Source organism: Dactylosporangium sp. NPDC005572 (genome assembly GCF_040605515.1).
Classification (GTDB): domain Bacteria; phylum Actinomycetota; class Actinomycetes; order Mycobacteriales; family Micromonosporaceae; genus Dactylosporangium.
The window spans coordinates 1-26,740 of sequence record NZ_JBEXCY010000004.1; the positions used below are offsets into that span (position 1 = coordinate 1).

A 26,740-nucleotide genomic window follows, 5' to 3' on the forward strand; every position below is an offset into this window, starting at 1 on the left:
CGTGGAGCCGGCCGCGGAGGACGCCGCCGGCTCCACGAGACCTGAACCAGGGAGCGGAGATCAGCAGTGCACCGGACCGGGGGTGGCGGTCTCGGGCACGGTGGCCACGATCGGGGACGACAGGTTGACCACCCAGGAGCCCTCGGCGTCCTTCGGGACCACGACCCGCAGCGGCACCTTCCGGTCGACCGACTGCCAGACGGTCTCCGCCGGGCGCTCCTCCGGATACCAACACACGTTGGAAAGCGCGAGCAGCTGAGCGTTCTGCGGGATCGGGCCGCCCGCCACCCCGCACGACAGCACGATCGCCGGGTCGCCGAAGGCCGCGTTCTGCTCGCCGCCCGCGGTCACCGGGCGGCGGTCAAGTCCGCCCAGCGACTCCGGCAGCCGCGCCACCAGGGCACGGCAGACCGCGGCGGTGTCCTGGTCGAGGTGGCCCGCCGTGGCGGGGACCGCCGACGTCGACGGCGCCGACGGGAAGCCGCCGAGCGCCCAGAACACGCCGAGGCCCGCCAGCAGCGCGAGCGGGAGCGCGGCCAGCGTGGCGATCCGGGACGGGGACGCCATCTATAAGTGCACCACTGAGCAGGTGAGGGTGCGGGTGATCCCCGGCACCATCTGCACCTTGCTGACGATCAGTTTGCCCAGTTCGTCGACGCTGCGGGCCTCGGTGAGGACCACCACGTCATACGGGCCCGTGACCGCGTCGACCCGCACCACCCCGGCGAGTTCCTGGATGGCCGTCGCCACGTCACGCGCCTTGCCGACCTCTGTTTGGATCAGGATGTATGCCTGTACCACGACACGACCCCTTCCTGCGCCGCGCGAGCGCTGATCAGGCGTGAACCTACCGCAACATGAGAGTCAGCAATCCACCGCCGTGCGTGATCATGCCAGAACACGCCGGGTGAGTGGCAATATCGAGCATCAAGATGGAGGACGGGTGACCGTTTCGACCGCCGGGGAGTTCGGGCTGATCTCGCGGGTGACGGCCCGGCTCGGGGCGGAGTCGCCCTATGTGCTGCTCGGCCCGGGAGACGACGCCGCGCTGGTCGCGGCGCCCGACAGCCGGGTCGTCGCCAGCACCGACGTGCTGGTCGAGGGCCGGCACTTCCGCCGCGACTGGTCCAGCGCACGTGACGTGGGACACCGCGCCGCCGCCGCCAACCTGGCCGACATCGCGGCCATGGGGGCCCGGCCGACCGCGCTGCTGGTGGCCCTCTGCGCACCGCCGGACCTCCAGATCTCGTGGGCCGAGGAGCTGGCCGACGGGCTCGCGGCCGAGGCCGGCAAGACGGGCGCCGTGGTCGTCGGGGGCGACACCTCGGCCAGCCCGACGCTGACGATCGCCGTGACCGCGCTCGGTGACCTGGGCGGGCAGCCCCCCGTGCTGCGCAGCGGGGCGCAGCCGGGCGACATCGTCGCGGTCGCGGGGCGGATCGGGTACGCCGCGGCGGGGTACACCATCCTCTCCCGCGGCTTCCGCGCACCGAAGCTGCTGGTCGAGGCGTTCCGCCGGCCCGAGGTCCCGTATCACCTCGGCCCGGTCGCCGCGCAGCTCGGCGCCACGTCGATGATCGACGTCTCCGACGGGCTGCTCGCCGACCTCGGGCACATCGCGGCGGCCAGCGGTGTCGGCATCGACGTGCGGCGCGAAGCGTTCACGGCGCCGGAGCAGATGCGGGCCGCGGCGACCGCGCTGGGCGTCGACCCCTACGGCTGGATCCTGGGCGGCGGCGACGACCACGCATTGGCGGCCACCTTTCCCTCGGACACCCGGCTGTCGTCCGACTGGCTCGTCGTCGGCAGCGTCGTCGAGGCCGGTTCGTTCACAGAGGGTGACGGCGTGACGGTCGACGGGCGACTTTACACGGGCGGGGCCCCAGGATGGGATCACTTTCGGTAGCCGTCCACCGCCGATGCTGTAAGGCGCAAAACGGACTATACCCTTTACCCTCGTGATCGAGATCGACATCCGGCTGACCCGCTACGGCTCGCGCGTCGCCACCACCCTGACGACCGCCGCGGTCGCCGAGCTGGCCGAGCGCTACGGCGGCGACGGCGACAGCACGCCGATCGAGCCCGGCGAGTTCGACCCGCCGGAGGGCGGCTTCCTCGTCGCCTACGTGGCCGGCGCGCCCGCCGGGTGCGTGGGCTGGCGCACGCTGACCGAGGACGAGCAGTTCGAGACCGCGGAGCTCAAGCGGATGTACGTCGCGCCGGAGCACCGCGGGCTCGGCATCGCCAAGGCGCTGCTCACGGCGGTCGAGGACGACGCGCGGCGGGCCGGGCGCCGGCGGATCTGGCTGGAGACGGGCACCGCGCAGCCGGAGGCGATCGGGCTGTACGAGCAGTCCGGCTACGCGCGCATCGAGGACTTCGGGCACTACAAGGGCTACCCGGACGTCCGCTCGTTCGGCAAAGCCCTTTAGTGCAGGCCGGTCCCCCGGCGCACGGCGGCGCGGATCAGGCGCGAGACGAGGGTGTCGTACGGCACGCCGCTCGCGCTCCAGACCGTGGGGAACGGTGAGCCGGGCTCGAACGCCGGCATCGTGTCGATCGCGTCGAGCGTGACCTCGCCCGCCGGGGTCACGGTGAAGTCCACCTGGGCCAGCCCCGCGCAGTCGAGCGCCACGAACGCACGCACTGCCAGGTCGCGCACCGCACGCTCGGCGCCGTAGGGCAGCTCGGCCGGCGCGGTGACGCCGTCCCCGGCCAGCTCGCCGGGGACGCTGGCCTCGGGCGCGCCGCCGGCCTCGAGGACGCCGACCGTGACGCGGACGCCGGCCGGGACGCTCGCGACGACGACCTTGCCGTCGATCTCCCGCGCGGCGGCGACGGCCGCGTCGAGCTCCGCCCAGTCGGCGACGAGCGTCTCGCCGCCGGTGCCGCGCGCCGGCAGTACCACGACCGGAAGCGCCAGCCGTGCACGGTCGGCCTCGTCGAGGGGCGCATCGCCGCGGAGCACGGCATAGGGCGCCACCGGCAGGCCGGCGGCCACCGCGAGCTTGCGCAGGTGGTCGTGGTCGAGGGCGGCCGAGGAGGCGAAGACGCCGGATCCGACGTACGGCAGGTCGGCCATCTCCAGCAGCCCCTGGATCGTGCCCTCGTGGCCGAACGCGCCGCGCAGCACCGGGAAGACCACGTCGATGCCGGCCAGCCGGGCCACCCCGTCGCGGGCGTCGACGACGGCCACGGCACCACCGGCCACCGGCACCAGGTCGGTCGAGGTCGAGGCGGCGGCGGGCAGCACCCACCGGCCCTCGCTGGTCACCCCGATCGGCACGATCTCGAACTCGTCGCCGGCGTCGAGGGCCGCGCTGACGCTGCTGATGGCGTGCTCCGTGCTGCCCCCACCGAACACGACGGCGACCCGGGTCTTCTCTGGCGTATCCACGCCGCCGACCCTAGCCGGATCGTCAAACCCGCGCCGCGTCCAATGCCCGACGCAGGTCGGCCACCAGATCGGCGGTGTCCTCGATACCGCAGGAGAAGCGCACCAGCCCCTCCGGAGCGGCGTCACCCCACTGCGCACGGCGATCGGCCGACGTGTGCAGCCCGCCGAACGAGGTCGCCGCGAAGACCAGCTCGGAGGCGTCGAGGAAGCGGTCGACGGCCGCCTTGTCGGCGAGCGTGAACGTCACCACACCCGGCACCCGCCGCATCTGCCGCTTCGCCAGCCCGTAAGCGGGGTCCTCCGGCCGGCCGGGCCAGCGCACGGACCGGACCGCCGGATGCCCCGCCAGCACGTCGGCGACCGCGGCCGCGTTGGCCGACTGCCGGGACAGCCGCAGGTCGAGCGTGCCCAGCGAGCGGTGGGCCAGCCACGCCTCGAACGGCCCCGGCACCGCGCCGGTCCGGGCCCGCCAGGTGCGGATCGCCGCGGCGAGCTGCGGGTCGCGGGTGCAGACGTACCCGAGCAGCAGGTCGGAGTGGCCGGTGAGCGCCTTGGTGCCCGACGCGACCGAGAAGTCGGCGCCGTGGTCGAGCGGGCGCTGCCCGAGCGGTGTCGGCGTGGTGTTGTCGACCGCGACCAGGCCGCCGCGCGCGTGCGCCGCCGCGGCCAGCCCGGCCAGGTCGCACACGTCGAGGCCCGGGTTCGACGGCGTCTCCAGCAGCAGGAGCCGGACGCCGTCGAAGGCCGGATACGGCCCGGAGGTCGGCGCCGTCAGCACCGTCACGCCCCGCTCGGGCAGGTGCTCGGCGGCGAACACGCGGGTCAGGTAGTACCCGTCGCTGGGCAGCACCAGGGTGTCGCCGCCGCGCAGCGTGGTCAGCAGGACCGCGGTGACCGCCGCCATGCCGCTCGCGAACACGACGCACTCGCCGCCCTCGAGCTCGCCGATCGCCGTCTCCAACGCGCGGTAGGTGGCGTTGTCCGTGCGCCCGTAGCCGTCGACGCCGGGCTGCGGGCCGGCGACCGGGTCGAGGTGGTAGGGCGCCGCGGGCACCGGGCCGGGCAGGAACGGGCGGCCCGGCACCGGGGCGGGCAGGCCGGCGTGCACGGCGCGCGTGCCGTCACCGAGGAGCATGCGGCAACCCTACTGGCCGGTCGAGGGCACGCCCGGGCGCTCCGGCTTGGTCTCGCGGGACATCAGGGCCGCCAGCGCCTTGAGCGGGTCGAGCCCCTCGTGGCAGACCAGCTCGACCTGCTCGGTGATCGGCATCTCGACGCCGACGCTGTGGGCCAGATCGCGGATCGACAGGCAGCTCTTGACCCCCTCGGCGGTCTGCCGGGTCGCGGCCTGGGCCTGCTCGAGCGTCTCGCCGTGGCCCAGCCGCTCGCCGAACGTGCGGTTGCGCGACAGCGGCGACGAGCAGGTCGCGATGAGGTCGCCCAGGCCGGCCAGCCCGGCGAACGTCATCGGGTTGGCGCCGAGGGCCGCGCCCAGCCGGGACGTCTCGGCCAGGCCGCGGGTGATGAGCGTCGCCCGGGTGTTGTCGCCGAACCCGAGGGCCGCCATCATGCCGTACGCGAGCGCGATCACGTTCTTCACGGCGCCGCCGAGCTCGCAGCCGACGACGTCGTCGTTGGTGTACGGCCGGAGGTACCGCGTGCTGATCGCCCGCTGCACCAGCTCGGCCCGGCGGATGTCGCGGCAGGCCACGACGGTGCCGGCGACCTGCTCGGCGGCGATCTCCGGGGCCAGGTTGGGGCCGGTGACCACGGTCACGCGGTCCGGCTCGACCCCGGCGACCTCGACGATGACCTCGCTCATCCGCTTGAGCGTGCCGAGCTCGATGCCCTTCATGAGGCTGGCCAGCGTCGCGTCGGGGCCGATGAGGCCGGCCCAGGCGGCGAGGTTCTGCCGCAGCGTCTGCGACGGCACGGCGAGCACGACCAGGTCTGCGCCGTCGAGGGCCTCGGCCGCGTCGGAGGTCGCGGTGACCGCGGGCGGCAGCGGCATGGACGGCAGGTACTCCGGGTTGACCCGCCGCTCGCGCATCGCGGCCGCCAGCTCGGGCCGGCGGGCCCACACGGTGATCTCGGGCGTGCCGGCGTCGGCCAGCACCTTGGCGAACGCGGTGCCCCACGACCCGGAGCCGAGGACCGCGACCCGGCTGATCGCGTTCATGCGGTCCGCTCTTCGGACGGGCTGTTCCGCTTCGGCATGCCGTACAGCGGCGGCGGGGTGCCGCCGCGCAGGTCGACCAGCATGTCCCGCAGGTGCAGCATGATGTGGTCGGTGATCTCGGCGAGCGTCTGCGCGGTGGGCTGTGCCCCGGCCCAGGCCGACAGGTCGAGCGAGGGGCCGGCGGTGATCTGCATCATCTTGCGCGGGAACAGGTCGAGCTTCTTGGTGCGCGGGTCGAAGATCTGTTCGGGCCCCCACATCACGATCGGGACGACCGGGGCGCCGGTGTCGAGCCAGAGCCGCGCCGCGCCGGTCTTGCCGCGCATCGGCCACAGGTCGGGCTCGCGCGTCGTGGTGCCCTCCGGGTAGATGACCACGCACTCGCCGCTCTTGACCCCGATGCGGGCCGACTCCAGCGCCTTCACCGCGTCGGTGGTGCCCCGGCGGACCGGGATCTGGTGCACCGCCTTGAGCAGGTAGCCGAGCACCGGCACCTCGAACAGGCTGGACTTGGCCAGGAACGACGGCCACCGTCCGGCGTCGTAGATGTAGTGCGCGACGGCGAGCGGGTCGGCGTGGGAGATGTGGTTGATCACGAGGATCACCCCGCCCTCGGCCGGGATGTGCTCCATCCCCCGCCACGTCCGGCGGGTCAGCGCCCCGATCAAGGGCTTCACGGTCATGACGGCGAAACGCCGCCAAAAGCCCAGCCTCCGGCGCGCCATCTCACCCTCCCCTCACTGTTCTGCTGCGAATCATGCCACTGCCGGGCGTCACAGCGTCGTGTCAGGATGGGTCATGCTCAGCCACCGACCGGCCCCGTGGGTCGCCGTGGTCCCGGTGAAGCCGCTCCGGTCGGCCAAGACGCGGCTGCGCGGCGCGGTCCCGGCGGCGGTGCACCCCGACCTGGTGCTGGCGATGGCGCGCGACACCGTGGCCGCGGTGCTGGCCTGCCGCGCGGTCGCCCGCGTGGTGGTCGTCTGCGACGACCCGGCGGTCCGCGCGGAGCTCACCCGGCTGGGCGCGACCTGCGTCCCCGACACCCCGGCGGCCGGCCTCAACGCGGCGCTGACCTTCGGCGCCCGGGGCGCTGACGGCCCGGTCGTGGCGCTGACCGCCGACCTGCCGGCGCTGCGGGCGACCGACCTGGAGTCGGCGCTGGCCGCGGCCGAGCGGGCCGGACGGCGGGCGTTCGTGCCCGATCAGGAGGGCACCGGCACGGTACTGCTGGCGAGCCCACCCGGCGTGCCCCTGGCCCCGCACTTCGGACCGGGCTCGGCCGCCGCCCACCTGCGCTCCGGCGCGACCCGGCTGGACGGCACCTGGCCGAGCCTGCGCCGTGACGTCGACACCGCGGCCGACCTCCACGCGGCGACAAGCCTGGGCGTCGGCACCCATACCGGACAGGTCATCTGCACGGTAGCGTGATCGGCATGCAGGGCACGGTGGCCACGTTCGACGAGACGACCCGCACCGGCACGGTGCTGCTCGACGACGGCGCCGAGGTGACCTTCCCGGCGGCTGCCTTCGACGCCTCCGGCCTGCGGCACCTGCGACTGGGGCAACGGGTGCGGCTCGACCACGACGATGTGGGCATTGTCATCAAGGTCACGCTCCCCACGCTCCCGTGACGCACCGAGCAGCGAGAAGTTCATGTTGAGACCGGCACAAACAGGTCATGATGATCCGGTGGACGAAAGCTCGACCGGTCGCAACCGCCCGCGCAACGCCGCCCAGCGGCCGGAGCAACCGGCGAGCACACCTCCCAGGACGACGCGCTCGACGGCGCGGGCCCGGACCACCAAGGTTGCGAAGACCACGGCGAGCTCGGACAACAAAGAGGTCACGGTGAACGAGACCACCACGGAGCAGGCGGCTCCGGCCGACCGGGTTCCGGCCCAGCAGAAGCCCCCCACGCAGACGACCCGGGCGGCGGCCAGGCCGCCGGCGATCGAGCCGGCCGACGAGGCGACGGCGCAGGCGGCGCCGGAGGCGCAGGCACCCGAGGTACCGGAGCGGAAACCGCTGCCCGACGACCGCTATCTCAACCGTGAGCTCTCCTGGCTCGACTTCAACGCGCGGGTCCTCACCCTCGCGGAGGACCGGTCCACGCCGCTGCTGGAGCGGGCCAAGTTCCTCGCCATCTTCGCCAGCAACCTCGACGAGTTCTACATGGTGCGCGTCGCCGGCCTGAAGCGGCGCCTCCAGACCGGCCTGCCCGTGCGCCGCCCCGGCTTCCTGCCGCCGACGGAGCAGCTGGAGCAGATCGCCGAGCGCACGTCGGCGCTGATGTCGCGCCAGTCGCGCGTGTTCGCCGAGGAGATCGTGCCCGCGATGGCGGCCGAGCACGTCCACATCGTGAAGTGGAGCGAGCTCGACCCGGCCGAGCGGGAGCGCATGCGCGCGTCGTTCCGCGAGCAGATCTTCCCGGTGCTCACGCCGCTCGCGGTCGACCCGGCGCACCCGTTCCCGTACATCTCCGGCCTCTCGCTGAACCTGGCCGTCGTCGTGCGCGAGAAGGACGGCGGCCCGGAGCTGTTCGCCCGGATCAAGGTCCCCAACAACGTGCCGCGGTTCTTCGCGCTCGACCGGGTCACCCGCGACGGCGCCCGGACCATGCGGTTCCTGCCGGTCGAGGAGCTCATCGCGGCCCACCTGGGCCAGCTGTTCCCGGGCATGCAGGTCGCCGAGCACCACCTGTTCCGGGTGACCCGCAACGCCGAGGTGGAGCTCGACGAGGACCGCGACGAGGACCTGCTGCAGGCGCTGGAGCGGGAGCTGGCCCGGCGCCGGTTCGGCCCGCCGGTGCGCCTGGAGGTCGCCGCGTCGATCTCCGACCACGTGCTGGAGCTGCTGGTCCGCGAGCTGGACATGGACTCGCACGACGTGCTGCGGGTGCCCGGGCTGCTCGACCTGACCGCGATGTGGCAGATCTACAACGGCGTCGACCGGCCGGACCTCAAGGACCCGCCGTTCGTGCCGGCCACGCACCCGCACTTCGCCGAGGGCGAGACGCCACGCAGCGTGTTCGCCCGGCTGCGCGACCACGACATCCTGGTGCACCACCCGTACCACTCGTTCTCCACGAGCGTGCAGCGGTTCATCGAGCAGGCCGCCGCCGACCCGAACGTGCTGGCGATCAAGCTCACGCTGTACCGCACCAGCGGCGACTCCCCGATCGTCGACGCGCTGGTCGACGCGGCCGAGGCCGGCAAGCAGGTGGTGGTGCTGGTCGAGGTGAAGGCGCGCTTCGACGAGAAGGCCAACATCGGCTGGGCCCGCACGCTGGAGCGGGCCGGCTGCCACGTGGTGTACGGCCTGGTGGGCCTGAAGACCCACACCAAGACGGCGCTGGTCGTCCGGCAGGAGGGCAACCACATCCGCCGGTACTGCCACGTCGGCACGGGCAACTACCACCCGAAGACGGCCCGGCTCTACGAGGACTACGGCCTGCTCACGGCCGACCCGGAGGTCGGCGCCGACCTGACCGACCTGTTCAACGTGCTGACCGGCTACAGCCGCCAGACCTCCTACCGGCGGCTGCTCGTCGCGCCGCACGGGGTGCGCCGGGGCATCATCGAGCGGATCGACCGCGAGGTCGCGCTCGGTACCGAGGGCCTGGTGCAGCTCAAGGTGAACTCGCTCGTCGACGAGGAGGTCATCGACGCGCTGTACCGGGCGAGCCAGTCCGGCGTGCGGGTCGACCTCATCGTGCGCGGCATCTGTGCGCTGCGCCCGGGCGTGCCGGACCTGTCGGAGAACATCCACGTCCGCTCGGTGCTCGGCCGGTTCCTGGAGCACTCGCGGGTGTTCCGCTTCGGCCGCGGGGCGCGCGCGGAGTACTGGATCGGATCGGCGGACCTCATGCACCGCAACCTCGACCGCCGGGTCGAGGCACTGGTGCAGGTGACCGACCCGGCCGGCCAGGAGGAGCTGCACCGCGTGCTCACGCTCATGATGAGCGAGGACACGGGCGCGTTCGAGCTGTCCGGCAACGGCCAATGGCACCGCCGGCCCGGCAAGAACCCCCAGGAGGCACTGCTGCGAAGGATCGTCGACCGCGTCGAGGGCTAGGGTGTCCGGATGCTGAGGTTTGTGGCCGACGGCGACTTCGCCGTGCCGGACCTGTCCCCCGCCGGCCCGCCGACCACTGTGCGCACGATCTACTACGACACCCCGGAGCGCTGGCTGGCGCGGTCCGGGGTGTCGCTGCGATACCGCAGCGGCGACGCCTGGACCGTGCGGCTCCCGGCGCCGAAGTCGGGCCTGGAGTACGACTACTCCCTGCCGGTGACGGGTGCCGGGGTCATCCCGCCCGAGCTGCTCGACCTGGTGACCGCGCACCGGCGCAGCGCCGGCCTGGCCGCAGCGGTGACGCTGCGGACCCGGCGCACCGCGTACGGGCCTGGCTTCGCCGACGTCGTCCACGACGACGTCAGCGTCCTCGACGGCCGGCGGGTCCTCGCGCGGTTCCACCAGATCGAGGTCGAGCCCCGCGGGGACCGCCCCAAGCAGCTGCGCCGCCTGGAGGCGGCGCTGCTGGACGCCGGCGCCACGCTCGTGGACGACGTCGAGCCCGAGCACCTGCGCGCCCTGGGCCCGCTCGACCCGGCGCCCCTCGTGCGCCCCGCGCCGCTGCCGCCCCAGGCCCACGCGGGCGCGGTGGTGACCGAGGCGATCCGGCGGGGCGTGGCGCGGATCGTCGGCTACGACGCCTTCGCCCGGCTGCGCGAGACGATGCCCAACGGCGACACCCCGGTGCACCAGATGCGGGTGGGCACCCGTCGGCTGCGCAGCGATCTCCAGACGTTCCAGGCGCTGCTCGACCCGGTCTGGACCGGCGCGCTGCGCGGGGAGCTGAGCTGGCTGGCCGAGGCGCTGGGCGGCGCCCGCGACATCGAGGTGCTCCGGGACCGCCTGCGCCGGACGGCCGCGAGCGACCCGCTGGCGCCCCTCGACGAGGCGGCGGTGGGGCGGATCGACGCGGCGCTGGCGGAGCGGCACGAGGAGGCGCTGGCGGTACTGGACGAGGCGCTGCACGATCCGCGGTACGTGCTGCTGCTCGACGCTCTCGTCGAGGCGGCCGCCACGCCCCGGTTCACGGCGCTCGCCACGGAGCGGGCGGCCGACGTGCTGCCCGGGATCGTCCGGCGGCCGTGGCGGCGGCTGGTGGCCGGCGGCGGCGCGGCGCCCGGCGCCGGCGAGCTCACCCCGGACCTGCCCGACGACGAGTGGCACGAGGTCCGCAAGCGGGCCAAGCGCGCCCGCTACGCCGCCGACGCGGTCTCGGGTGTCGTGGGTGAGGATGCGGTACTGCTGGCCAAGGCGATCGCGCGGGCCCAGGGCGTCCTCGGCGAGCACCAGGACGCCGCCATCGCGGCCGAGACCTGGCTCGACATCGCCGCCGCCGACCCCGGCGACCACGCCATGGCGGTCACCGCCGGGCGGCTCGCCGAGCGCGAGCGCGCCGCGGTGACCCGGTCACGGGCCGAGTTCCCGGCCGTCTGGGCGGCCGTGATCGAGGAAAAGAACGTCGCATGGCTGAGGTGAACACGGTCGTCCGCGCGGCGGGCGGCGTGGTGTGGCGCGACGGCGGCGAGATCGTGCTGGTGCACCGGCCGCGCTACAACGACTGGTCGCTGCCGAAGGGCAAGCTCGACCCGGGCGAGCACCCGCTCGAGGCCGCCGTGCGGGAGGTCCACGAGGAGAGCTTCGTGCGGGCCGTGCCGCAGGTCCGGCTTCCCTCCATCCGGTATCTCACGGGCGAGCCCGGCGTCGAGAAGCACGTCGACTTCTGGTCGATGCGGGCCGTCGAGTGGCAGGACCGGCCGGCCGACCACGAGATCGAGGAGGCGCGGTGGGTGCCGGCGGGTGAGGCCCAGCGGCTGCTGTCGTACGCCCACGACCGCGGCGTGGTGAAGGCCTTCCTGGCCCTCCCCGCCGTGACGGCGGTCGTCGCGGTGGTCCGCCACGCCAAGGCCGGGAAGCGCCGCGACTGGGACGGCGACGACGCCGACCGCCCGCTCGACGACGGCGGAACGCGCGACGCGGCGGGCCTGTGCGCCCTGCTGACGCTCCTACGGCCGGACCGGGTGGTGTCGGCCACCCCCGCCCGCTGCCGGCAGACGGTGGAGCCGCTGGGGCTGCCGTTCTCCCTCGACGCCCGGTTCGACGAGCAGGGCGCCCCGGCTGACGGCGCCGCGGCGCTGGCGGAGCTGGCCCGGCTGGGCGGCACGACCGTGGTGTGCAGCCAGGGCAAGCTGATGCCGCCGATGCTCACCGAGGCGACCCGGCGGGCGGACGTCAACTTCCACACCCGCAAGGGCGCCGGCTGGATCCTGGGCCTCGCGGGCACCCGGGTGGTCGGCCACGACCGGCTCGCGCCGTTGAGCGTCGCCGGCGAACTCTGAGGCACAGAAAAAGGGCGGCGCCGTTTCCACGGTGCCGCCCTTTTTTCTGTCCTGCCTACTTGGCGGCGGCCTTCTTGGCCGGCGCCTTCTTGGCGGCCGTCGTGGTCTTCGCGGCCGCGGTGGCGGTGGTGGTCTTGCGCGCCGTGGTCGAAGCGGCGGCGCGGGTCGTCTTGGTCGCGGCCTTCTTGGCCGGGGCCGTCTTGGTCGCGGCGGCCTTCGCCGGGGCCGTCTTGGTGGCGGCCTTGGCCGGCGCGGCCTTGGCCGCGGTCGCCTTGGCCGTCGTGGCCTTGGCCGTCGTGGCCTTCGCGGTGGTGGCCTTGGCGGCGGTCGTCTTCGTCGCGACGGCCTTCTTGGCCGGGGCGGCCTTCGGCACCTTGCCGCTGGCGACCATCTCGCGGAAGCTGGCGCCGGCCCGGAACGCGGGCACCGACGTCTTCTTCACCTTCACCGCTTCACCGGTGCGCGGGTTCCGGGCCGTTCTCGCACCACGGATGCGCTTCTCGAAGACCCCGAACCCGGTGATGGCGACCTTGTCGCCCTTGGTCACGGCGGCCTGGATCTCGGCCAGAACCGCGTCCAGCGCAGCGTTTGCCGACTTCTTGTCGCCCAGGCGAGCGCTGAGCGCCTCGATGAGCTCGGCCTTGTTCACGTTTCCTCCCGTACCAGAAATGAAGTCCCTGTGGGCAACGTATCCCAACGCACACAGGATACAAACATATGACGGAAAAGAAATCGTTGTGGAGTAACGGATTTGACCAAGGGCTCCCCGAGACGCCCAGCGTGGGCCTAACGAACGACGGGTGTCCACTCCGGACGGCGTTGTTCGAACGCGTCGATAGCGTCCACGTGGCGCAGGGTGAGACCGATGTCGTCCAGGCCCTCCAGCAGGCGCCAACGGCTGAAATCGTCGAGCGGGAACTCCCATTCGTGGCCGTCGGCGCGCAACTGGCGACCCTCGAGGTCGACCGTTACCGGCAGCTTCGGATCCGCCTCGACGGCGGCCCACAAAATTTCTACGAGTTTCAGGTCGAGCTCGACCGGCAGCAGCCCCGCCTTGAGGGCGTTGCCCCGGAAGATGTCCCCGAACCGGGGGGCGACGACCGCCTTGAAGCCGTAGTCCTGCAGCGCCCAGACGGCGTGCTCGCGCGACGAGCCGGTGCCGAACTCGGGGCCGGCGACGAGGATCGACGCCCCTTCGTAGACGGGATTGTTCAGCACGAATGCCGGGTCGGACCGCCAGGCGTTGAAAAGGCCGTCGGCGAACCCGGTGCGGGTGACGCGCTTGAGGTACACGGCCGGGATGATCTGGTCGGTGTCCACGTTGGAACGGCGCAGCGGGACGGCCGTGCCGGTGTGGACGGTGAACTTCTCCATGTCGGTTCCAGTCCTCGTTCTCACTGATTTGGTCGGGGCCTGTCGGCTCTGGACCCGGTCTCACTGATTTGGTCGGGGCCTGTCGGCTCTGGACCCGGTCTAGTTCAGATCGGCAGGCGCGGCGAGGCGGCCCACGACGGCGGTGGCGGCGGCGACCGGCGGCGACACGAGGTGTGTGCGCCCGCCGCGGCCCTGGCGGCCCTCGAAGTTGCGGTTCGACGTCGACGCCGAGCGCTCCCCGGGCTTGAGCGTGTCGGGGTTCATGCCCAGGCACATGGAGCAGCCGGCGAACCGCCACTCCGCCCCGGCCTCGGTGAAGACCTTGTCGAGGCCCTCCTCCTCGGCCGCCGCCCGCACCGACGCGGAGCCGGGCACGACGAGCATCCGGACGCTCTCGGCGACCCTCCGGCCGCGCAGCACCTCGGCCGCGGCGCGCAGGTCCTCGAGGCGGCCGTTGGTGCAGGAGCCGAGGAACACCACGTCGACCTGGACGTCCCGCAGCGGGGTGCCGGGCGTGAGGGCCATGTACTCCAGCGCCTTCTCGGCGGCGACCCGCTCGGCGCTCTCGGCGAAGTCCTCCGGGTCGGGCACGAAGCCGCCGAGCGGCGCGCCCTGGCCGGGGTTGGTGCCCCAGGTGACGAACGGGGTGAGCTGGGAGATGTCCAGCGTCACCTCGGTGTCGAACTTGGCGCCCTCGTCGGTGCGCAGGCTCAGCCAGTACTCCTTGGCGCGGTCCCAGTCCGCACCCTCCGGTGCGTACTGCCGGCCCTCGATGTAGGCGAGGGTCGTCTCGTCCGGCGCGATCATGCCGGCCTTGGCGCCCCACTCGATGGACATGTTGGAGATCGTCATGCGGCCTTCCATCGACAGCTTCTCGATGGCCGGGCCGCGGTACTCCACGACGTGGCCGCGGCCGCCGCCGGTGCCCACCTGGGAGATCAGCGCCAGGACCAGGTCCTTGGCGGTCACGCCGGGGCCGAGCTCGCCGACGACGTTGACCGCCATGGTGCGCGGCCGCGCCTGCGGCAGGGTCTGGGTGGCGAGGACGTGCTCGACCTCGCTCGTGCCGATGCCGAACGCGAGCGCGCCGAACGCGCCGTGCGTCGAGGTGTGCGAGTCGCCGCACACGATCGTCATGCCGGGCTGGCTGAGGCCCAGCTGCGGTCCCATGACGTGGACCACGCCCTGCTGGTCGTCGCCGAGCGAGTGGATGCGGACGCCGAACTCGCTCGCGTTCCTGCGAAGCGTCTCGATCTGCGTGCGGGAGACCGGGTCGCTGATCGTCAGGACGTTGTCGGTCGGCGTGTTGTGGTCCTCGGTCGCGATCGTGAGATCGGGACGGCGGACCGGACGCCCCGCCATGCGCAGGCCGTCGAACGCCTGCGGGCTGGTGACCTCGTGCACCAGGTGCAGGTCGATGTAGAGCAGATCGGGCTCACCGGCAGCGGAACGCACGACGTGCGCGTCCCACACCTTCTCGGCGAGCGTCCGTGGTTGTGCTTCTCCCACCATCTGGACATCCTAAAATCTGGGAGGTATGTTTCGGTCTGTGGGACACAGTATGAGCGGTGTGGGCGTGCTCGACAAGGCGGTGGTCATCCTGGCCGCCTGCGTCGACGGCGCCAGCCTTGCCGAACTGGTGGACCGGACCAAGCTTCCCCGGGCAACGGCGCACCGGCTCGCACAGGCCCTGGAGATCCACCGATTGCTCGTTCGTGACGCGCAAGGGCGCTGGCGCCCCGGACCGCGCCTGGGCGAGCTCGCGAACGCGGCCCCCGATGTGTTGCTGACCGCCGCCGAGCCGATGCTGACGGCGCTGCGCGACGCCACGGGCGAGAGTGCCCAACTGTATCTCCGCCGCGCGGACGAACGCCTGTGTGTCGCCGCCGCCGAGCGCGCGAGCGGCCTGCGCGACACCGTGCCGATCGGCGCGGTGCTGCCGATGACGGCGGGCTCCGCCGCACAGGTCCTCCTGGCGTGGGAACCGCCGGAGGCCGTGATGCCGCTCCTGCCGCGCTGCAAGTTCACCGGTCGCACGCTCGCGGAGGTCCGCCGCCGCGGCTGGGCCCAGAGCGTGGCCGAGCGCGAGCCGGGCGTGGCGAGCGTCTCGGCCCCGATCCGCGACCGCACCGGCCGCGTGATCGCCGCGATCTCGGTGTCGGGCCCGATCGAGCGCCTGGGCCGCCGCCCGGGCGACCGCCACGCCATGGCCGTCGTGCGGGCCGGCCAACGCCTCTCCGGCCTGTAGGTCCTGCGCGGGCGGGCGCTTACGATCGGCGGGTGCGCCTGCGGCGCGCAGGCGGATGCCTTTCTCGGCTGGAAGGAAAGCCAGTGCCCGACACCACCCCTGCCTCGCCCGGGCCGGAAGACGGCTCGGCCGGGGTCAGCCCCGCGCCCACCGACGGTACGCCGGCCTCGCCGAGCTCACGGCCCGACGGGCCGGACTCCCCCACGCCGCCCGCGCCGGCGCCCTCGGCACCGTCCGGCGGCGGCCGTGGGGGCTGCATGACCGCGATGATCGGGCTGTTCGTGTTCATCGCGGCGCTGCTCGGCATCGCCACGCAGCTCTAGATCCGCATCGAAGGACGGCGCTCTCCGGACATCGGAGAGCGCCGTTTCGGCTGAGCGCGCCGGTGGCGCTCCCCCGCTACGATCTCGGTCACATTCACGGGGGAGGAACACCATGACGGGAGAAGACCGTCCGCCCGGTGCCGAGCACGAGGCGGCATCCAGCCCGGCGCCCGAGGCGACGATCGAGCTGACGCAAGAGCCGGCAACCGGGCCGGAAACCGCGCCGGAGACCGCGCCCGAACCGGCGGCTGAGGCCGAATCGCAGCCCGCACCCGACGCGCCGCCGAAGCGGTCGCGGAAGAAGGTCGTCGGCGTGCTCTCCGCCGCGGGCGTCGCGCTCGCCGTCGTCGCGGCCGGCGGGGCGTTCGCCGTGGCACGGCTGTGGCAGGACAGCGTCGGGCGGATGCCCGAGGAGGTGCTGCCGGCCTCGGCCGCCGCCTACGCCCGGATCAACCTGACGCCGGGGCTGCGCCAGCGCCTCAAGCTCGGGGCCCTGATCGCGGGCAGCGCCGGGAAGGGCGACGACGACCACGCGCTGGAGCGGGCCGTGTTCGAGAGCGGCCCGATCTCGTACGGCGACGTGGCACCGTGGTTCGACGGCCGGCTCGGCGTCGCGCTCTGGGCCGACCCCGCGCACCCCGACGCCCCGGTGACCCTGGTCGCCGCCGCGGCCAAGGACGCCGACAAGGCCCGCAAGACGCTCGACGCGGCCCAGAAGAAGGCCGGCACCGACCGGCTGGGGTATGCGGTCGCCGACGGGTACGCGCTGATGGCCTTCGGCGAGCAGGACGCCCAGGGCGCCGCGACGGCCGCCGCGAAGCAGCCGAAGCTGGCCGACGCCGCCGCCTTCCGCAGCGCCGTCGCCACGCTCCCGGCCGACCAGCCGCTGCTCGCCTGGGCCGACCTCGGTCCGGCCACGAAGCTGGCAGAGAAGCTGGCCCTCGGCGCGCTGAAGGCCGAGCTGGGCGAGCTGACCGGCGACCTCGGCGGAGACCTGAGCGGCGACCTCAGCGGCGACCTCAGCGGCGACCCGAGCGGCGGGCCCGGGGCGGGCGGGGCCGGCCCGAGCGCCGTGCCCGACGTCACCGGCACCCTCGTCATCGGTGCCCAGGCCGCCGCCGAGAGCATCGAGGTCCGCGGGCGGCTCATCGGCGGGACCCAGGTGTCGACCGCGCAGCCCGCCGTCGACGCCGTCCAGGCCCTGGGCGAGATGCCCGCCGGCGCGGTGGCATCGGGTGTGGTGTCGGGCCCGTTCGACGGGGCCGCGAGCGTGCTCGGCGAGGAGCTGGGCTGGCTGCCGCTGACGCTCTTCAGCGACTTCGGCGTGCTCGGCGCCGCGGTGGACGGTGGCGGGCCGGCGATCCTGCCGCCCGGTGCGGTGCTCGGGGGCGGCGACCCCGAGGCCATCCAGAAGTACCTGGAAGAGCACCCGGAGATCCTGGAGGGCGAGGGCGGGTCGTTCACCTGGGTGGACCCGGGCGAGCTCGAGTCGGTGGAGATGCTGGACCCGCAGAAGGCGGCCGACGCGTTCAGCGCCGGGCTGACCTCGGCCAAGGCCCTGAGCTTCAGCGTCACGAACAAGGGCGACCAGAAAGGCGGCGTGCCGCTGCTGCTCGACCTGCGCATGGCCGACGCGGCGGCGGCGAAGAAGCTGCAGACGGACCTGGCCGACCTCACCCAGCTCACCTCGGCGACCTGCGAGGTGAACGGCGAGCATGTGGTGCTGAAGGCGAAGAGCTACGCCCCCGGCACCGGCAGGCTGGCCGACGTCGAGCTGTTCAAGGCCGCAATGGCCGGCGGCGTCGCGAAGCCGTCCATTGCCGTGTACGTCGACGGCGGCGGCGACGCGATCCGGGCGGCGGGCGTCACCGGCGGGCGGGACGGGGCGGACACCGTGCTGTTCGCCCGGCTGGTCATGCAGTAGCCAGCCGGACCACCTCGTCGGCGCAGCCCCAGGCGAGGGTCACGCCGGCCCCGCCGTGACCGTAGTTGTGGACGACCCGGGTGCCGCCCGGCAGCGGCTCCGGGTCGGCCGCCACCCGCGGGCCGCCGTGTCGGGCCGGGCGCAGGCCGGCCGCCTCCCGCAGGACGGGGGCGCCGGCCAGCTCCGGCACCAGCGCGACACAGCGGCGCAGGATCGCGGCGGACACCGCCGGGTCCGGGGTCGTGCTCCAGTCGTCGAGCTGGAACGTGCCGCCGAGCACGACGTCGCGGCTGCGCGGGTGGACGTACGTCATCCCCTCCGGGTGGTCCTCGTCGCGCACCGACGTGACGATGCCCGGGTTGGCCACCGCGACGATCTGGCCCCGGGCCGGGTGCACCGCCGGGTCACCCGCGAGCGAGCCGGCGGCCAGGCCCGTCGCGTTCACCACGACGGGCGCGCGGCCGCCGAGCTCGCCGAGCCGGCCGATCCGTTCGGTGGCGAACGACCCGCCCAGCGTGCGGACGCGGTCGGCGAGCCACCGGAGGTACAACCCCATCTCCATCGACGGCACGGTGAACCGCCACTCGTCGCGCGCCGCGCTGAAGTCCGGCACCGCGTCGGCCCACCACGGGCGGCCGGCGGGGCGGCGCAGCACCATCCGGGTCGGGCGCGGCACCACGCCGGGGACACCGCCGGACGCCTGGCGGGCGAGCTCGTCGTACGTCGAGCGCGCCCACGCCAGGACGAGCGGATCGGCGGCGGTGCGCGTCGGGTACCACACGGCGGCGGCGAGGCTCGACACCGTGCGCTCCGGCGGGTCCGCGGCCACGACGGCGACCCGCGCGCCGGCCTCCAGGAGCCGGATCGCGCTGGTCAGCCCGCAGACACCGGCGCCGAGAACGATGACATCGTCGACCACCCCCTCACGTTACTCACGGCAGAACGCGAGCAGGTCGGCGTCGAACTCCCGCTCGTAGGCGCCGTGGATGCCGTGCGAGGCGCCGGGGTACACCTTCAGGGCCGCGTCCTTGAGCAGCTGGACGCTCTTGTGGGCGGCGGCGCGGATCGGCACGATCTGGTCGTCGTCGCCCTGGGCCACCAGCACCGGCACGTCGATCCGCTTGAGGTCCTCGGTGAAGTCGGTCTCCGAGAACTGCGCCACGCAGTCGTAGGAGGCCTTGAGGCTGACCTGCATGCTCAGGCGCCAGAACTGGTCGCGCAGGCCCTGCGAGACGGTGCTGCCGGGGCGGTTGGCGCCGTAGAAGGGCGCGCTGAGCTCGCGGTAGAACTGCGAGCGGTCGGCCATCAGCCCGGCCCGGATCGCGTCGAACGCCTCCTTCGGCGTGCCCTCCGGGTTGGCGCTGGTCTTGAGCATGAGCGGCGGGACTGCGCCGACGAGCACCGCCTTGGCCACCCGGGAGGTGCCGTGGCGGCCGAGGTACCGAGTGACCTCACCCCCGCCGGTGGAGTGCCCGACCATGATCGCGTCGCGCAGGTTGAGCCGGTCGACCAGCGTGCCGAGGTCGTCGGCGTACTGGTCCATGGTGTTGCCGTCCCACGTCTGGGTCGACCGGCCGTGGCCGCGCCGGTCGTGGGCGATCGCCCGGAACCCGTGGTCGGCGAGCAGCTTGAGCTGGGTGTCCCAGGCGTCCGAGCTGAGCGGCCACCCGTGGCTGAAGACGACGGGCTGCCCGGATCCCCAGTCCTTGTAGAAGATCTCGGTGCCGTCGGGCATGGCGATGAAAGGCATGGCCCGGGTTCTGACCGCGCTACGCGGTGTTAAACGCTCAACGGGCGGTGAAGGCTACCTTAAGTGAGAGCGCTCCATCGAGCAAGTTCCATAAAGGTTATTTACTGTTAACAATCTTTCCCTTACCTTGGCTGCATCACCCCCACCGCTGGAAGGGAGCGATTGGATGCGAAGAGCATTCGCTCTGGTACCCCTGGTGCTCGGCGCCGTCGTGGCGTCTCTGCTGGTGACGGCGTCACCGGCGGGCGCACACGGGTACATCTCCTCACCCCCGAGCCGTCAGGCGATGTGTGCCCAGGGCCGCGTCGCCAACTGCGGCGACATCATCTACGAGCCGCAGAGCGTCGAGGCCCCCAAGGGCTCGATGCAGTGCAACGGCGGCGGTAGCCGGTTCACCGTCCTCAACGACGAGAGCAAGGGCTGGCCGGCCACGTCCGTCGGCAACAACGTCACGTTCAACTGGGTGCTGACCGCCCGTCACTCGACCAGCACGTGGGAGTACTTCGTCGGCAGCACGCGCATCGCGGTCTTCGACGACGGCGGTCGCCAGCCCGGCGCGACGGTCTCCCACAACGTGAGCCTCGGCGGCCGTACCGGCCGGATCAAGGTCCTGGCCCGCTGGAACATCGCGGACACGATCAACGCCTTCTACTCCTGCGTCGACCTGCAGGTCGGCGGCGGCGGCAACCCGACCCCGACCCCGACGCAGCCCACCCCGACCCCCACCAACCCGACCCCGTCGCCGACGACGACCACGACGCCGCCGACGAACCCGGGTGGCACCTGGGCCGCCGGCACCGCGTACAAGGTCGGTGACCGCGTCACCTACGGCGGCGTCACGTACCAGTGCCGCCAGGCGCACACCGCGATCGCCGGCTGGGAGCCGCCCAACGTCCCGGCGCTGTGGCTGCGCGTCTGATCCGTCGTGTGGCGCCCCTGCCCCTCGGGGGCGCCACCTTCCTCCCGGAGGCATCGTGAAGCGCCTGCTCGTCGTGCTCACCGCCTTCCTCCTGGCGGGCTGCGCCGCCGCCCCGGCGCAGCCCGCCCCCGGGGGTACGGCGTCGAAGTACTACAACGACACCGACGTGATGTTCAGCCAGATGATGGTCGCCCACGTCGGCCAGGGGCTGGAGATGGTGCGGCTGGCCCGCACCAAGGCGGTCAGCGAGGACGTGCGCACGCTCGCCGCCGCCATCGACGTGACCGAGGCCGACGAGCTCAAGACCATGCAGGTCTGGCTGGAGAGCTGGGGCCGGCCACCGACCGCCGACCCGTCGTCCCACGCCGGCCACGGCGGCGCCCACGGCACGAACGCGGCCGACATCGCGGCCCTGGGCGCGCTGGACGGCCCGGAGTTCGAGCGGAAGTTCCTGACGATGCTGGTGGCGCACCAGCACAACGCGGTCGAGATCGCCCGGATGGAGACCGGCTCGGGCATCAACCCCGGGGCCCTCGACCTGGCCAAGCGCATCGACCAGTCGAGGACCGCCGAGATCCAGCAGCTGCTCCGGTACCTCGACAGCTAGTCACTCACAGGCGACGCCGTCCTTGTCGGCGTCGAGCCGGTACACGTCGGGGCCGATGACCCGGATCGGCCCGGTGACGTAGACCGGCCCGTCGCCGCTGCCCCCGGCACAGTCCACGTCGGACGCGACCGGCACGCACGGCGAGTAGCTCGGGTGGCAGTTGCTCGCCGGCGGCTTCGTGGTCGGCTTGGTGGCCGGCTTCGTCGTGGTCGGCTTCGCCGCCGGCGTCGTCGGCGGCTTGGTGGTGGTCCGGGTCTCGGCCGGCGGCGTGGTCGTCACCGCCGGCGGCGTGGTCGTCGTCTCCGCGGCGGCGGCCGTCGTGGGCGCGGCCGACCGGCTCCGCTGGACGGCGAGGGCGCCGTTCTCGGCCACATCGGTCTTCTGCGTCCCGGGTTGGTCGGTGTTGCCGGCCGCGGCCACGACGATGCCGCAGAACACGAACACCCCGAGCACGGCGGCGCCGACCACGACCCAGACGCCGTGACTCGGACGTTTCGGCTGTTTCGCCTGGTAGGGCTGCGGATAGGTCACCCGGCGAAGTGTCCTCGTCACCGACCCGGAAGGCAGTGGCCGGACGGGCGGTTTTGTCGGTCCCCGGTCGTAAACTCGGCCGCATGTCGGAGGACTGGAAGAACTGGGCCGGAAACATCACGTTCGAGGCCGCTCGGGTGCACCGGCCCGAGTCGGTGGAGCAGGTGCAGGAGATCGTCTCCGGCGCCGAGCAGGTGCGCGTGCTGGGGTCCGGGCACTCGTTCAACCACATCGCCGACACCCCGGCCGACCTCGTCAGCGTCGCGGGGCTGCCGGCCGACGTGCACATCGACGCCGAGCGGGGCACGGTGAGCGTCGCGGGCGGCGTGCGGTACGGGGAGTTGGCCGCCCAGCTCGACGCCGCCGGCTTCGCGCTGCACAACCTCGGGTCGCTGCCGCACATCTCGATCGCCGGGGCGGTCGCGACCGGCACGCACGGGTCCGGCGCGGGGCTGGGCAACCTGGCGACCGCGATCTCCGGGCTCCAGCTCGTCACCGCCGGCGGCGAGCTGGTCGAGCTGCGCCGCGACGACCCGGAGTTCGCCGGGGCGGTCGTCGCCCTGGGTGCGCTGGGTGTGGTGGTCCGCATCGAGCTGGACATCTCACCGACCTTCCAGGTCCGCCAGACGGTCTACGAGGACCTGCCCCGCGCCCGGGTCGACGCGCACTGGGCCGAGCTCGCCACGAGCGCCTATAGCGTGAGCCTCTTCACCGACTGGTCCGGCGACACGGTCAACCAGGTCTGGCTCAAGCGGCTCGACGACGGCGAGGCGGCGCCCGCGGAGCTGTTCGGGGCGCGGCCGGCCGACGGGCCGCGGCACCCGATCCCGGGGGTGTCGCCGGTCAACTGCACCGAGCAGGGCGACGTGCCCGGGCCGTGGCACACCCGGCTGCCGCACTTCCGGCTGGAGTTCACCCCGAGCAGCGGCGAGGAGCTCCAGTCGGAGTTCTTCGTGGCCCGGGAGGACGCGGTCGCCGCGTTCGCCGCCGTCGAGCGGGTCCGCCACCTGGTGACGCCGGTGATCCAGGTCTCCGAGGTGCGGGTGGTCGCCGCCGACGACCTGTGGCTCAGCCCGCACTATCGGCGCGACAGCGTGGGCCTGCACTTCACCTGGGTGCCCGACACCGAGGCGGTCCGGCCGGCGGTGGCGGCGCTGGAGGCCGAGCTGGCGCCGTTCGGGGCGCGGCCGCACTGGGGGAAGGTGTTCGACACCGCCCCGGAGTACGAGCGGATGGGCGACTTCCGGGCCCTCGCCGCCCGGCTCGACCCGCAGGGCAAGTTCCGCAACGCGTTCGTGCGGCGCCATCTGTTCGGGGAGTAGGGTTCCGACCGTGCGTATCGCTCGTTTTGCCCACAGCAATGGGATGTCGTTCGGGGTCGTCGAGGGCGAGCCGGCGGCGGGCCTGACCGGCCTGACCGTCGCCGAGATCGACGGTCACCCGTTCGGGGAGATCCGGTTCACCGGCCAGCGCTGGGCGGTCGCCGACGTCCGGCTGCTCTCGCCGATCCTGCCGAGCAAGGTCGTCTGCGTGGGGCGCAACTACGCCGACCACGCCGCCGAGCTCGGCAACGACGTGCCGAAGGAGCCGCTGCTCTTCCTGAAGCCGTCGACCTCGATCATCGGCCCCAACGACGCGATCCGGCTGCCCACGCAGTCCCAGCAGGTCGAGCACGAGGCCGAGCTGGCCGTCGTGATCGGCGTCACGGGCGCCCGCCGGGTCGACCGGGCCGGCGCCGCGGCCGCGATCTTCGGCTACACGTGCGCCAACGACGTCACCGCCCGCGACCTGCAGCGCAAGGACGTGCAGTTCACGCGGGCGAAGGGCTTCGACTCCTTCTGCCCGATCGGCCCGTGGATCGTGACCGGCATCGACGTCGGCGACGTCGAGGTCCGCTGCGAGGTCAACGAGGAGGTCCGCCAGCTCGGCCGCACCAAGGACATGGTCTTCGACGTCCCGACGCTGGTGTCATATGTGTCACACGTCATGACCCTGCTCCCGGGCGACGTGATCCTCACCGGCACCCCCGCCGGCGTAGGGCCCCTGGCCGCCGGCGACACCGTCGAGGTCTCGATCGAGGGCATCGGCGCCCTCACCAACCGCGTCCTGACCCTGGATTAGGCGGCTTCGCGACAACCGATTTGGCTGCGGAGGGGGACTCCGGTAAAGTTCTCTTTCGGCGCGAGAGCGTCGATGGGGTATGGGGTAATTGGCAGCCCAACTGATTCTGGTTCAGTTAGTCTAGGTTCGAGTCCTGGTACCCCAGCGCCGCAGCAAGATCGCGGTGCTGTAGTGTCTCACAGCACGACAGCAACACAAGGAAGTACTGGGGCCCCGTCGTCTAGCGGCCCAGGACGCCGCCCTCTCAAGGCGGTAGCGCCGGTTCGAATCCGGTCGGGGCTACCACCGTTCAGGCCGCGCACTCCCACCGGGAGCGTGCGGCCTGCTTGGTTTCCGGCCCGCTCGATTCCTGGCCCGCGCGGCTTCCGGCCCGCGGAGGCCAACGGCCCGCTCGGGTTCTCAGCTGGGACCCGACTCAGAAGCGCGGACTCCTGCCCGGTTCGGCCGGCCAGGATCGGCCCCTGCGAGCACCGTCTGCCCCGCTCGATTGGCTTCGGCCCTCGCTCGACTCCCAGGCCGGGCCCACCGCGACCGTGGATCCCGCAGGCGCACCAGACTGAGGCAGGATGAGCTCAACACCGGCCCGGCCCGGCGTCAGTGCCCCGCCCGGGTTCAACAGGCCGAGGCACCACGCACGAGCGCGGCACCGGGCTCGGCTTCCGGCCTGGAACCTGCCGTGCGGGCGCCGTACAGGTTCTGCGGCCCGTCGCCCCGCTCCGCGGTGCCGTGATCCCGGCGGACTCGGCCCCACCGGCCTTTCGCGATCTGGCGACCTGCGCTGTTCCACCGTGACGCCCGGTTCGCGGACGTCTGGTGTCCGGCTCCCGACGTCCGCGAATCACTGTGCGTCTTCAGGCATCCCCGCCGTGTAGCGGGCGATCGTGCCCACCGCCGACGAGAACAGGCCGGCGCCGGTCACCGAGCGGAGACCCCCAGGAGCGCTCAGGGACAGGTCCGCGCGCCGGGGGGCTGCCCGACCTGGCCGAGGCGTCGGATGTTGCCGGGACGCTTCCTTTTCGGTACGGCCCCAGCGACCGTGGCTCCGGCCCGGGTCGGCGGTGGTCAGCCCTTGACGCCCGTCTGGGCCACCCCCCGCACGAAGAAGCGTTGGAAGATGATGAAGACGATCGCTACCGGGATGATCGTCAGGATCGATCCCGCCATCATCACCGGGTAGTCGTACGACTGGCCGCCCGCGCCGCCGCGGCCGAGGGTCGACAGGCCGAACGGGAGTGTCCAGTGCTCCGGGCTGGCCCGGACCACGATCAGGGGCATCAGGAACTCGTTCCACACGCCCTGGAACGACAGGATCGTGAGGGTCAGCAGGGCCGGGCGGGCCAGTGGCAGTACCACGTGCCAATAGGCCTGGAAGATCGACGCGCCGTCGATGCGGGCCGCCTCCTCCAGCTCCCGCGGCAGCTCCGCGAAGAACTGGCGCATCAGGAAGATGCCCATCGCGTCCACCGCGAGCGGCAGGATCAGGCCCGTGTACGAGTTGAGGAGGCTCATCTCCTTCAACACCAGGAAGCGCGGCACGGTCAGGACGATCGGGGGGACCGCGAGGACCGAGACCACGCCCGCGAACACCAGGTTCCGGCCGCGCCAGGTCAGGCGGGCCAGGGAGTAGCCGGCCAGCGAGTCCAGGAACACGCGGCCCAGCGTCGCCAGCACCGTGACCAGGATCGAGTTGAACGTCCACAGGGGAAAGTCGCTGTGCAGCAGCACGTCGGCCCAGGCGCGGGTGTCGAACGCCCGCGGCCACGGGGTCACCGGGTCGGACGCCACCTCCGGGCGGGACTTGAAGGAGGTGGCGAACGACAGCACGAACGGGTAGATGAAGATCACGGCGAAGAAGATGAGGATGCCGTACCGCAGCGCGCGCCGCATGTCAGCGCTCCTTCCGCAGCACCAGCCGCTGCACGGCGGTGAAGACCAGGATGATGACGAACACGACGAAGGCGATCGCCGCGGCGCGGCCCATCGCGCTGTTCTGGAAGCCCTCGCGGTACACGAGATAGGCGGGCGTCAGCGTGGTCTTCTGCGGTCCGCCGGCCGTCATGGCGTACACCTGGTCGAAGACCTGCCACGTGCCGATGATGCCCAGCGTCAGCACCAGGAAGAGGGTGGGCCTCAGCAGCGGCAGCGTGATGCCGAAGAAGCGCTGGCGGGGCGACGCGCCGTCGAGCGACGCGGCCTCCTCGAGCTCCTCCGGGATGTTCTGGAGGCCGGCCAGGAACATCAGCATGAACGTGCCCGTGGTGGTCCAGGTGGCCAGGATCATCACCGAGGAGAGGGCGACGCTCGGCCCGGACAGCCAGTCCCACCAGGACAGGTCCATGAACTCGCCGCGCAGGGCGGACGGCGGCTGGTCCACGCCCACGGCCCGCAGCAGCAGGTGCAGCAGGCCGTCCGAGTCGTCCAGCCAGACGAGGTCGACCTTCCCCGGCAGTACCGCGGACAGCACGGTGTTGACCACGCCCGCGGGACTGAACAGGAACACGAAGATGAAGGCGACCGCGATCGAGCTCGTCACCGACGGGAAGTAGAACGCGGTGCGGAAGAACGTGCGGCCCTTGAGCAGGCGGGAGTTGACGACGATGGCGAGCAGGAAGGCCAGGACCGTCTGCGCGGGGACGACGCCGAGCACGTAGTACAGGTTGTTGCGCAGGCTCTTGGCGAAGTCGCCGCGCACGACGCCGGAGTCGGTGAGCAGGTCGGCGTAGTTGGCGGTGCCGGCGTTGGTGGAGTCGGCGAGCGGGTTGAGGCCGCTCCAGTCGCGGAACGACACCCACAGTGCCAGCAGGATCGGCGCGACCATGAACGCGCCCAGCCCGATGAGGGCGGGGGTGACGAACAGCCATCCGGCGAGGCTCTGCCGGCCGTGGATGCGCGACTTCGGGCGGCGGCCGGGAGGTGCGTCCGGCGGCGCCTCAAGTGTGGCGGTCATTTCGGGGGTA

General features: G+C 72.7%; 28 protein-coding genes and 2 tRNA genes. 16 read left to right on the forward strand and 14 right to left on the reverse strand.

The annotated features are described in order from the left end of the window. Positions 1 to 60: 60 nt before the first annotated feature. On the reverse strand, positions 61 to 567 hold the full coding sequence (locus ABZS66_RS03115) for a DUF3515 family protein (RefSeq protein WP_354754590.1): 507 nt from the start codon (positions 565 to 567) through the stop codon (positions 61 to 63). Beyond that, positions 568 to 801: an Lrp/AsnC ligand binding domain-containing protein gene (locus ABZS66_RS03120; RefSeq protein ID WP_190249616.1), complete on the reverse strand. Its 234-nt coding sequence runs from the start codon at positions 799 to 801 to the stop codon at positions 568 to 570. Positions 802 to 943: 142 nt separating this feature from the next. Between ABZS66_RS03120 and ABZS66_RS03125 the strand changes: the two genes are divergently transcribed. Together ABZS66_RS03125 and ABZS66_RS03130 are read left to right on the forward strand one after the other, a co-directional pair. Next, on the forward strand, positions 944 to 1,906 hold the full coding sequence (locus ABZS66_RS03125; RefSeq protein WP_354754593.1) for a thiamine-phosphate kinase: 963 nt from the start codon (positions 944 to 946) through the stop codon (positions 1,904 to 1,906). A gap of 52 nt (positions 1,907 to 1,958) precedes the next feature. Continuing rightward, complete coding sequence (locus tag ABZS66_RS03130; protein WP_354754595.1) at positions 1,959 to 2,432, forward strand: GNAT family N-acetyltransferase; 474 nt, start codon at positions 1,959 to 1,961, stop codon at positions 2,430 to 2,432. Here ABZS66_RS03130 and ABZS66_RS03135 read toward each other — a convergent pair. The 4 genes from ABZS66_RS03135 to ABZS66_RS03150 are packed head-to-tail and all read right to left on the reverse strand — an operon-like array spanning position 2,429 to position 6,301. Continuing rightward, positions 2,429 to 3,397, reverse strand: a complete 969-nt coding sequence (locus ABZS66_RS03135) for a D-alanine--D-alanine ligase A (RefSeq protein ID WP_354754597.1) — start codon at positions 3,395 to 3,397, stop codon at positions 2,429 to 2,431. The genes ABZS66_RS03130 and ABZS66_RS03135 overlap by 4 nt on opposite strands. 22 nt (positions 3,398 to 3,419) lie before the next feature. Continuing rightward, complete coding sequence (locus tag ABZS66_RS03140; RefSeq protein ID WP_354754598.1) at positions 3,420 to 4,532, reverse strand: cystathionine gamma-lyase; 1,113 nt, start codon at positions 4,530 to 4,532, stop codon at positions 3,420 to 3,422. Between the two features lie 9 nt (positions 4,533 to 4,541). After that, complete coding sequence (locus ABZS66_RS03145) at positions 4,542 to 5,576, reverse strand: NAD(P)H-dependent glycerol-3-phosphate dehydrogenase (protein WP_354754600.1); 1,035 nt, start codon at positions 5,574 to 5,576, stop codon at positions 4,542 to 4,544. Further along, positions 5,573 to 6,301, reverse strand: a complete 729-nt coding sequence (locus tag ABZS66_RS03150) for a lysophospholipid acyltransferase family protein (RefSeq protein WP_354754602.1) — start codon at positions 6,299 to 6,301, stop codon at positions 5,573 to 5,575. Before ABZS66_RS03150 ends, ABZS66_RS03145 begins: the two co-directional genes overlap by 4 nt. Before the next feature lie 73 nt (positions 6,302 to 6,374). Here ABZS66_RS03150 and cofC point away from each other — a divergent pair, with 73 nt between their 5' ends. Genes cofC through ABZS66_RS03175 form a run of 5 tightly spaced genes read left to right on the forward strand, consistent with a single transcriptional unit; the run spans position 6,375 to position 11,986 of the window. After that, complete coding sequence (gene cofC / locus ABZS66_RS03155; RefSeq protein WP_354754604.1) at positions 6,375 to 7,004, forward strand: 2-phospho-L-lactate guanylyltransferase; 630 nt, start codon at positions 6,375 to 6,377, stop codon at positions 7,002 to 7,004. Positions 7,005 to 7,009: 5 nt separating this feature from the next. Further along, a complete protein-coding gene (locus ABZS66_RS03160; RefSeq protein WP_354754605.1) occupies positions 7,010 to 7,207 on the forward strand; it encodes a cold-shock protein in 198 nt (65 codons plus the stop codon). Positions 7,208 to 7,265: 58 nt separating this feature from the next. Next, on the forward strand, positions 7,266 to 9,650 hold the full coding sequence (locus tag ABZS66_RS03165; protein ID WP_354754607.1) for an RNA degradosome polyphosphate kinase: 2,385 nt from the start codon (positions 7,266 to 7,268) through the stop codon (positions 9,648 to 9,650). A gap of 9 nt (positions 9,651 to 9,659) precedes the next feature. Next, positions 9,660 to 11,126 (forward strand): CHAD domain-containing protein, encoded by a 1,467-nt coding sequence (locus ABZS66_RS03170; RefSeq protein ID WP_354754609.1) that lies wholly within the window; start codon positions 9,660 to 9,662, stop codon positions 11,124 to 11,126. Next, on the forward strand, positions 11,114 to 11,986 hold the full coding sequence (locus ABZS66_RS03175; RefSeq protein ID WP_354754611.1) for an NUDIX domain-containing protein: 873 nt from the start codon (positions 11,114 to 11,116) through the stop codon (positions 11,984 to 11,986). Before ABZS66_RS03170 ends, ABZS66_RS03175 begins: the two co-directional genes overlap by 13 nt. 55 nt (positions 11,987 to 12,041) lie before the next feature. On the opposite strand, the gene ABZS66_RS03180 is transcribed toward ABZS66_RS03175, so the two are convergent. The 3 genes from ABZS66_RS03180 to leuC form a co-directional block, all read right to left on the reverse strand. Then, positions 12,042 to 12,635, reverse strand: coding sequence for an HU family DNA-binding protein (locus ABZS66_RS03180; protein WP_354754612.1), 594 nt, complete (start codon positions 12,633 to 12,635; stop codon positions 12,042 to 12,044). Positions 12,636 to 12,772: 137 nt separating this feature from the next. Further along, a complete protein-coding gene (gene leuD / locus ABZS66_RS03185; protein WP_354754614.1) occupies positions 12,773 to 13,360 on the reverse strand; it encodes a 3-isopropylmalate dehydratase small subunit in 588 nt (195 codons plus the stop codon). Between the two features lie 99 nt (positions 13,361 to 13,459). Then, complete coding sequence (gene leuC / locus ABZS66_RS03190) at positions 13,460 to 14,872, reverse strand: 3-isopropylmalate dehydratase large subunit (RefSeq protein WP_354754616.1); 1,413 nt, start codon at positions 14,870 to 14,872, stop codon at positions 13,460 to 13,462. A 49-nt stretch (positions 14,873 to 14,921) separates the two neighbouring features. Here leuC and ABZS66_RS03195 point away from each other — a divergent pair, with 49 nt between their 5' ends. From ABZS66_RS03195 to ABZS66_RS03205, 3 genes are all read left to right on the forward strand, one after another. Then, the gene (locus tag ABZS66_RS03195; RefSeq protein ID WP_259861912.1) at positions 14,922 to 15,608 is read left to right on the forward strand and encodes an IclR family transcriptional regulator; all 687 of its coding nucleotides are present in this window, start codon (positions 14,922 to 14,924) and stop codon (positions 15,606 to 15,608) included. A gap of 83 nt (positions 15,609 to 15,691) precedes the next feature. Then, on the forward strand, positions 15,692 to 15,931 hold the full coding sequence (locus ABZS66_RS03200) for a hypothetical protein (RefSeq protein WP_354754617.1): 240 nt from the start codon (positions 15,692 to 15,694) through the stop codon (positions 15,929 to 15,931). 112 nt (positions 15,932 to 16,043) lie between these two features. Next, positions 16,044 to 17,855, forward strand: coding sequence for a hypothetical protein (locus ABZS66_RS03205; RefSeq protein ID WP_354754619.1), 1,812 nt, complete (start codon positions 16,044 to 16,046; stop codon positions 17,853 to 17,855). On the opposite strand, the gene ABZS66_RS03210 is transcribed toward ABZS66_RS03205, so the two are convergent. Together ABZS66_RS03210 and ABZS66_RS03215 are read right to left on the reverse strand one after the other, a co-directional pair. Next, positions 17,845 to 18,774 (reverse strand): FAD-dependent oxidoreductase, encoded by a 930-nt coding sequence (locus ABZS66_RS03210; protein WP_354754620.1) that lies wholly within the window; start codon positions 18,772 to 18,774, stop codon positions 17,845 to 17,847. The two genes, ABZS66_RS03205 and ABZS66_RS03210, sit on opposite strands and share 11 nt — an antisense overlap. Positions 18,775 to 18,783: 9 nt before the next feature. Next, complete coding sequence (locus ABZS66_RS03215) at positions 18,784 to 19,605, reverse strand: alpha/beta hydrolase (RefSeq protein WP_354754621.1); 822 nt, start codon at positions 19,603 to 19,605, stop codon at positions 18,784 to 18,786. A 166-nt stretch (positions 19,606 to 19,771) separates the two neighbouring features. On the opposite strand from ABZS66_RS03215, the gene ABZS66_RS03220 reads away from it, so the two are divergent. Together ABZS66_RS03220 and ABZS66_RS03225 are read left to right on the forward strand one after the other, a co-directional pair. Beyond that, positions 19,772 to 20,524, forward strand: a complete 753-nt coding sequence (locus ABZS66_RS03220) for a lytic polysaccharide monooxygenase (RefSeq protein ID WP_354754623.1) — start codon at positions 19,772 to 19,774, stop codon at positions 20,522 to 20,524. Positions 20,525 to 20,579: 55 nt separating this feature from the next. Beyond that, a complete protein-coding gene (locus tag ABZS66_RS03225; RefSeq protein WP_354754624.1) occupies positions 20,580 to 21,131 on the forward strand; it encodes a DUF305 domain-containing protein in 552 nt (183 codons plus the stop codon). Here the strand turns inward: ABZS66_RS03225 and ABZS66_RS03230 are convergent, their stop codons facing one another. Then, positions 21,132 to 21,662, reverse strand: a complete 531-nt coding sequence (locus ABZS66_RS03230) for a hypothetical protein (RefSeq protein ID WP_354754626.1) — start codon at positions 21,660 to 21,662, stop codon at positions 21,132 to 21,134. 83 nt (positions 21,663 to 21,745) lie between these two features. On the opposite strand from ABZS66_RS03230, the gene ABZS66_RS03235 reads away from it, so the two are divergent. The 4 genes from ABZS66_RS03235 (at position 21,746) to ABZS66_RS03250 (ending at position 24,068) form a co-directional block, all read left to right on the forward strand. Then, positions 21,746 to 22,984 (forward strand): FAD-binding protein, encoded by a 1,239-nt coding sequence (locus tag ABZS66_RS03235; protein ID WP_354754627.1) that lies wholly within the window; start codon positions 21,746 to 21,748, stop codon positions 22,982 to 22,984. Positions 22,985 to 22,994: 10 nt separating this feature from the next. Next, entirely contained in the window at positions 22,995 to 23,783 is a 789-nt protein-coding gene (locus ABZS66_RS03240; protein WP_354754629.1) for a fumarylacetoacetate hydrolase family protein, read from the forward strand. Positions 23,784 to 23,856: 73 nt separating this feature from the next. Further along, positions 23,857 to 23,928, forward strand: a tRNA-Gln gene (locus ABZS66_RS03245). Positions 23,929 to 23,992: 64 nt separating this feature from the next. Beyond that, positions 23,993 to 24,068: transfer RNA gene (locus ABZS66_RS03250), tRNA-Glu, on the forward strand. Between the two features lie 777 nt (positions 24,069 to 24,845). Here ABZS66_RS03250 and ABZS66_RS03255 read toward each other — a convergent pair. Further along, complete coding sequence (locus tag ABZS66_RS03255; RefSeq protein WP_354754631.1) at positions 24,846 to 25,670, reverse strand: carbohydrate ABC transporter permease; 825 nt, start codon at positions 25,668 to 25,670, stop codon at positions 24,846 to 24,848. 1 nt (position 25,671) lies between these two features. Beyond that, positions 25,672 to 26,730: a sugar ABC transporter permease gene (locus ABZS66_RS03260; protein ID WP_354754632.1), complete on the reverse strand. Its 1,059-nt coding sequence runs from the start codon at positions 26,728 to 26,730 to the stop codon at positions 25,672 to 25,674. Positions 26,731 to 26,740 lie beyond the last annotated feature (10 nt).

What these genes read in the sequence shown, in the direction of transcription:
- ABZS66_RS03115 (WP_354754590.1), bottom strand. Translation starts at nt 567, where the DNA reads ATGGCGTCCCCGTCCCGGATCGCCACGCTGGCCGCGCTCCCGCTCGCG.
- ABZS66_RS03140 (WP_354754598.1), bottom strand. Translation starts at nt 4,532, where the DNA reads ATGCTCCTCGGTGACGGCACGCGCGCCGTGCACGCCGGCCTGCCCGCC.
- ABZS66_RS03145 (WP_354754600.1), bottom strand. Translation starts at nt 5,576, where the DNA reads ATGAACGCGATCAGCCGGGTCGCGGTCCTCGGCTCCGGGTCGTGGGGC.
- ABZS66_RS03150 (WP_354754602.1), bottom strand. Translation starts at nt 6,301, where the DNA reads ATGGCGCGCCGGAGGCTGGGCTTTTGGCGGCGTTTCGCCGTCATGACC.
- cofC (WP_354754604.1), top strand. Translation starts at nt 6,375, where the DNA reads ATGCTCAGCCACCGACCGGCCCCGTGGGTCGCCGTGGTCCCGGTGAAG.
- ABZS66_RS03160 (WP_354754605.1), top strand. Translation starts at nt 7,010, where the DNA reads ATGCAGGGCACGGTGGCCACGTTCGACGAGACGACCCGCACCGGCACG.
- ABZS66_RS03170 (WP_354754609.1), top strand. Translation starts at nt 9,660, where the DNA reads ATGCTGAGGTTTGTGGCCGACGGCGACTTCGCCGTGCCGGACCTGTCC.
- ABZS66_RS03175 (WP_354754611.1), top strand. Translation starts at nt 11,114, where the DNA reads ATGGCTGAGGTGAACACGGTCGTCCGCGCGGCGGGCGGCGTGGTGTGG.
- leuD (WP_354754614.1), bottom strand. Translation starts at nt 13,360, where the DNA reads ATGGAGAAGTTCACCGTCCACACCGGCACGGCCGTCCCGCTGCGCCGT.
- leuC (WP_354754616.1), bottom strand. Translation starts at nt 14,872, where the DNA reads ATGGTGGGAGAAGCACAACCACGGACGCTCGCCGAGAAGGTGTGGGAC.
- ABZS66_RS03195 (WP_259861912.1), top strand. Translation starts at nt 14,922, where the DNA reads ATGAGCGGTGTGGGCGTGCTCGACAAGGCGGTGGTCATCCTGGCCGCC.
- ABZS66_RS03205 (WP_354754619.1), top strand. Translation starts at nt 16,044, where the DNA reads ATGACGGGAGAAGACCGTCCGCCCGGTGCCGAGCACGAGGCGGCATCC.
- ABZS66_RS03215 (WP_354754621.1), bottom strand. Translation starts at nt 19,605, where the DNA reads ATGCCTTTCATCGCCATGCCCGACGGCACCGAGATCTTCTACAAGGAC.
- ABZS66_RS03220 (WP_354754623.1), top strand. Translation starts at nt 19,772, where the DNA reads ATGCGAAGAGCATTCGCTCTGGTACCCCTGGTGCTCGGCGCCGTCGTG.
- ABZS66_RS03235 (WP_354754627.1), top strand. Translation starts at nt 21,746, where the DNA reads ATGTCGGAGGACTGGAAGAACTGGGCCGGAAACATCACGTTCGAGGCC.
- ABZS66_RS03255 (WP_354754631.1), bottom strand. Translation starts at nt 25,670, where the DNA reads ATGCGGCGCGCGCTGCGGTACGGCATCCTCATCTTCTTCGCCGTGATC.
- ABZS66_RS03260 (WP_354754632.1), bottom strand. Translation starts at nt 26,730, where the DNA reads ATGACCGCCACACTTGAGGCGCCGCCGGACGCACCTCCCGGCCGCCGC.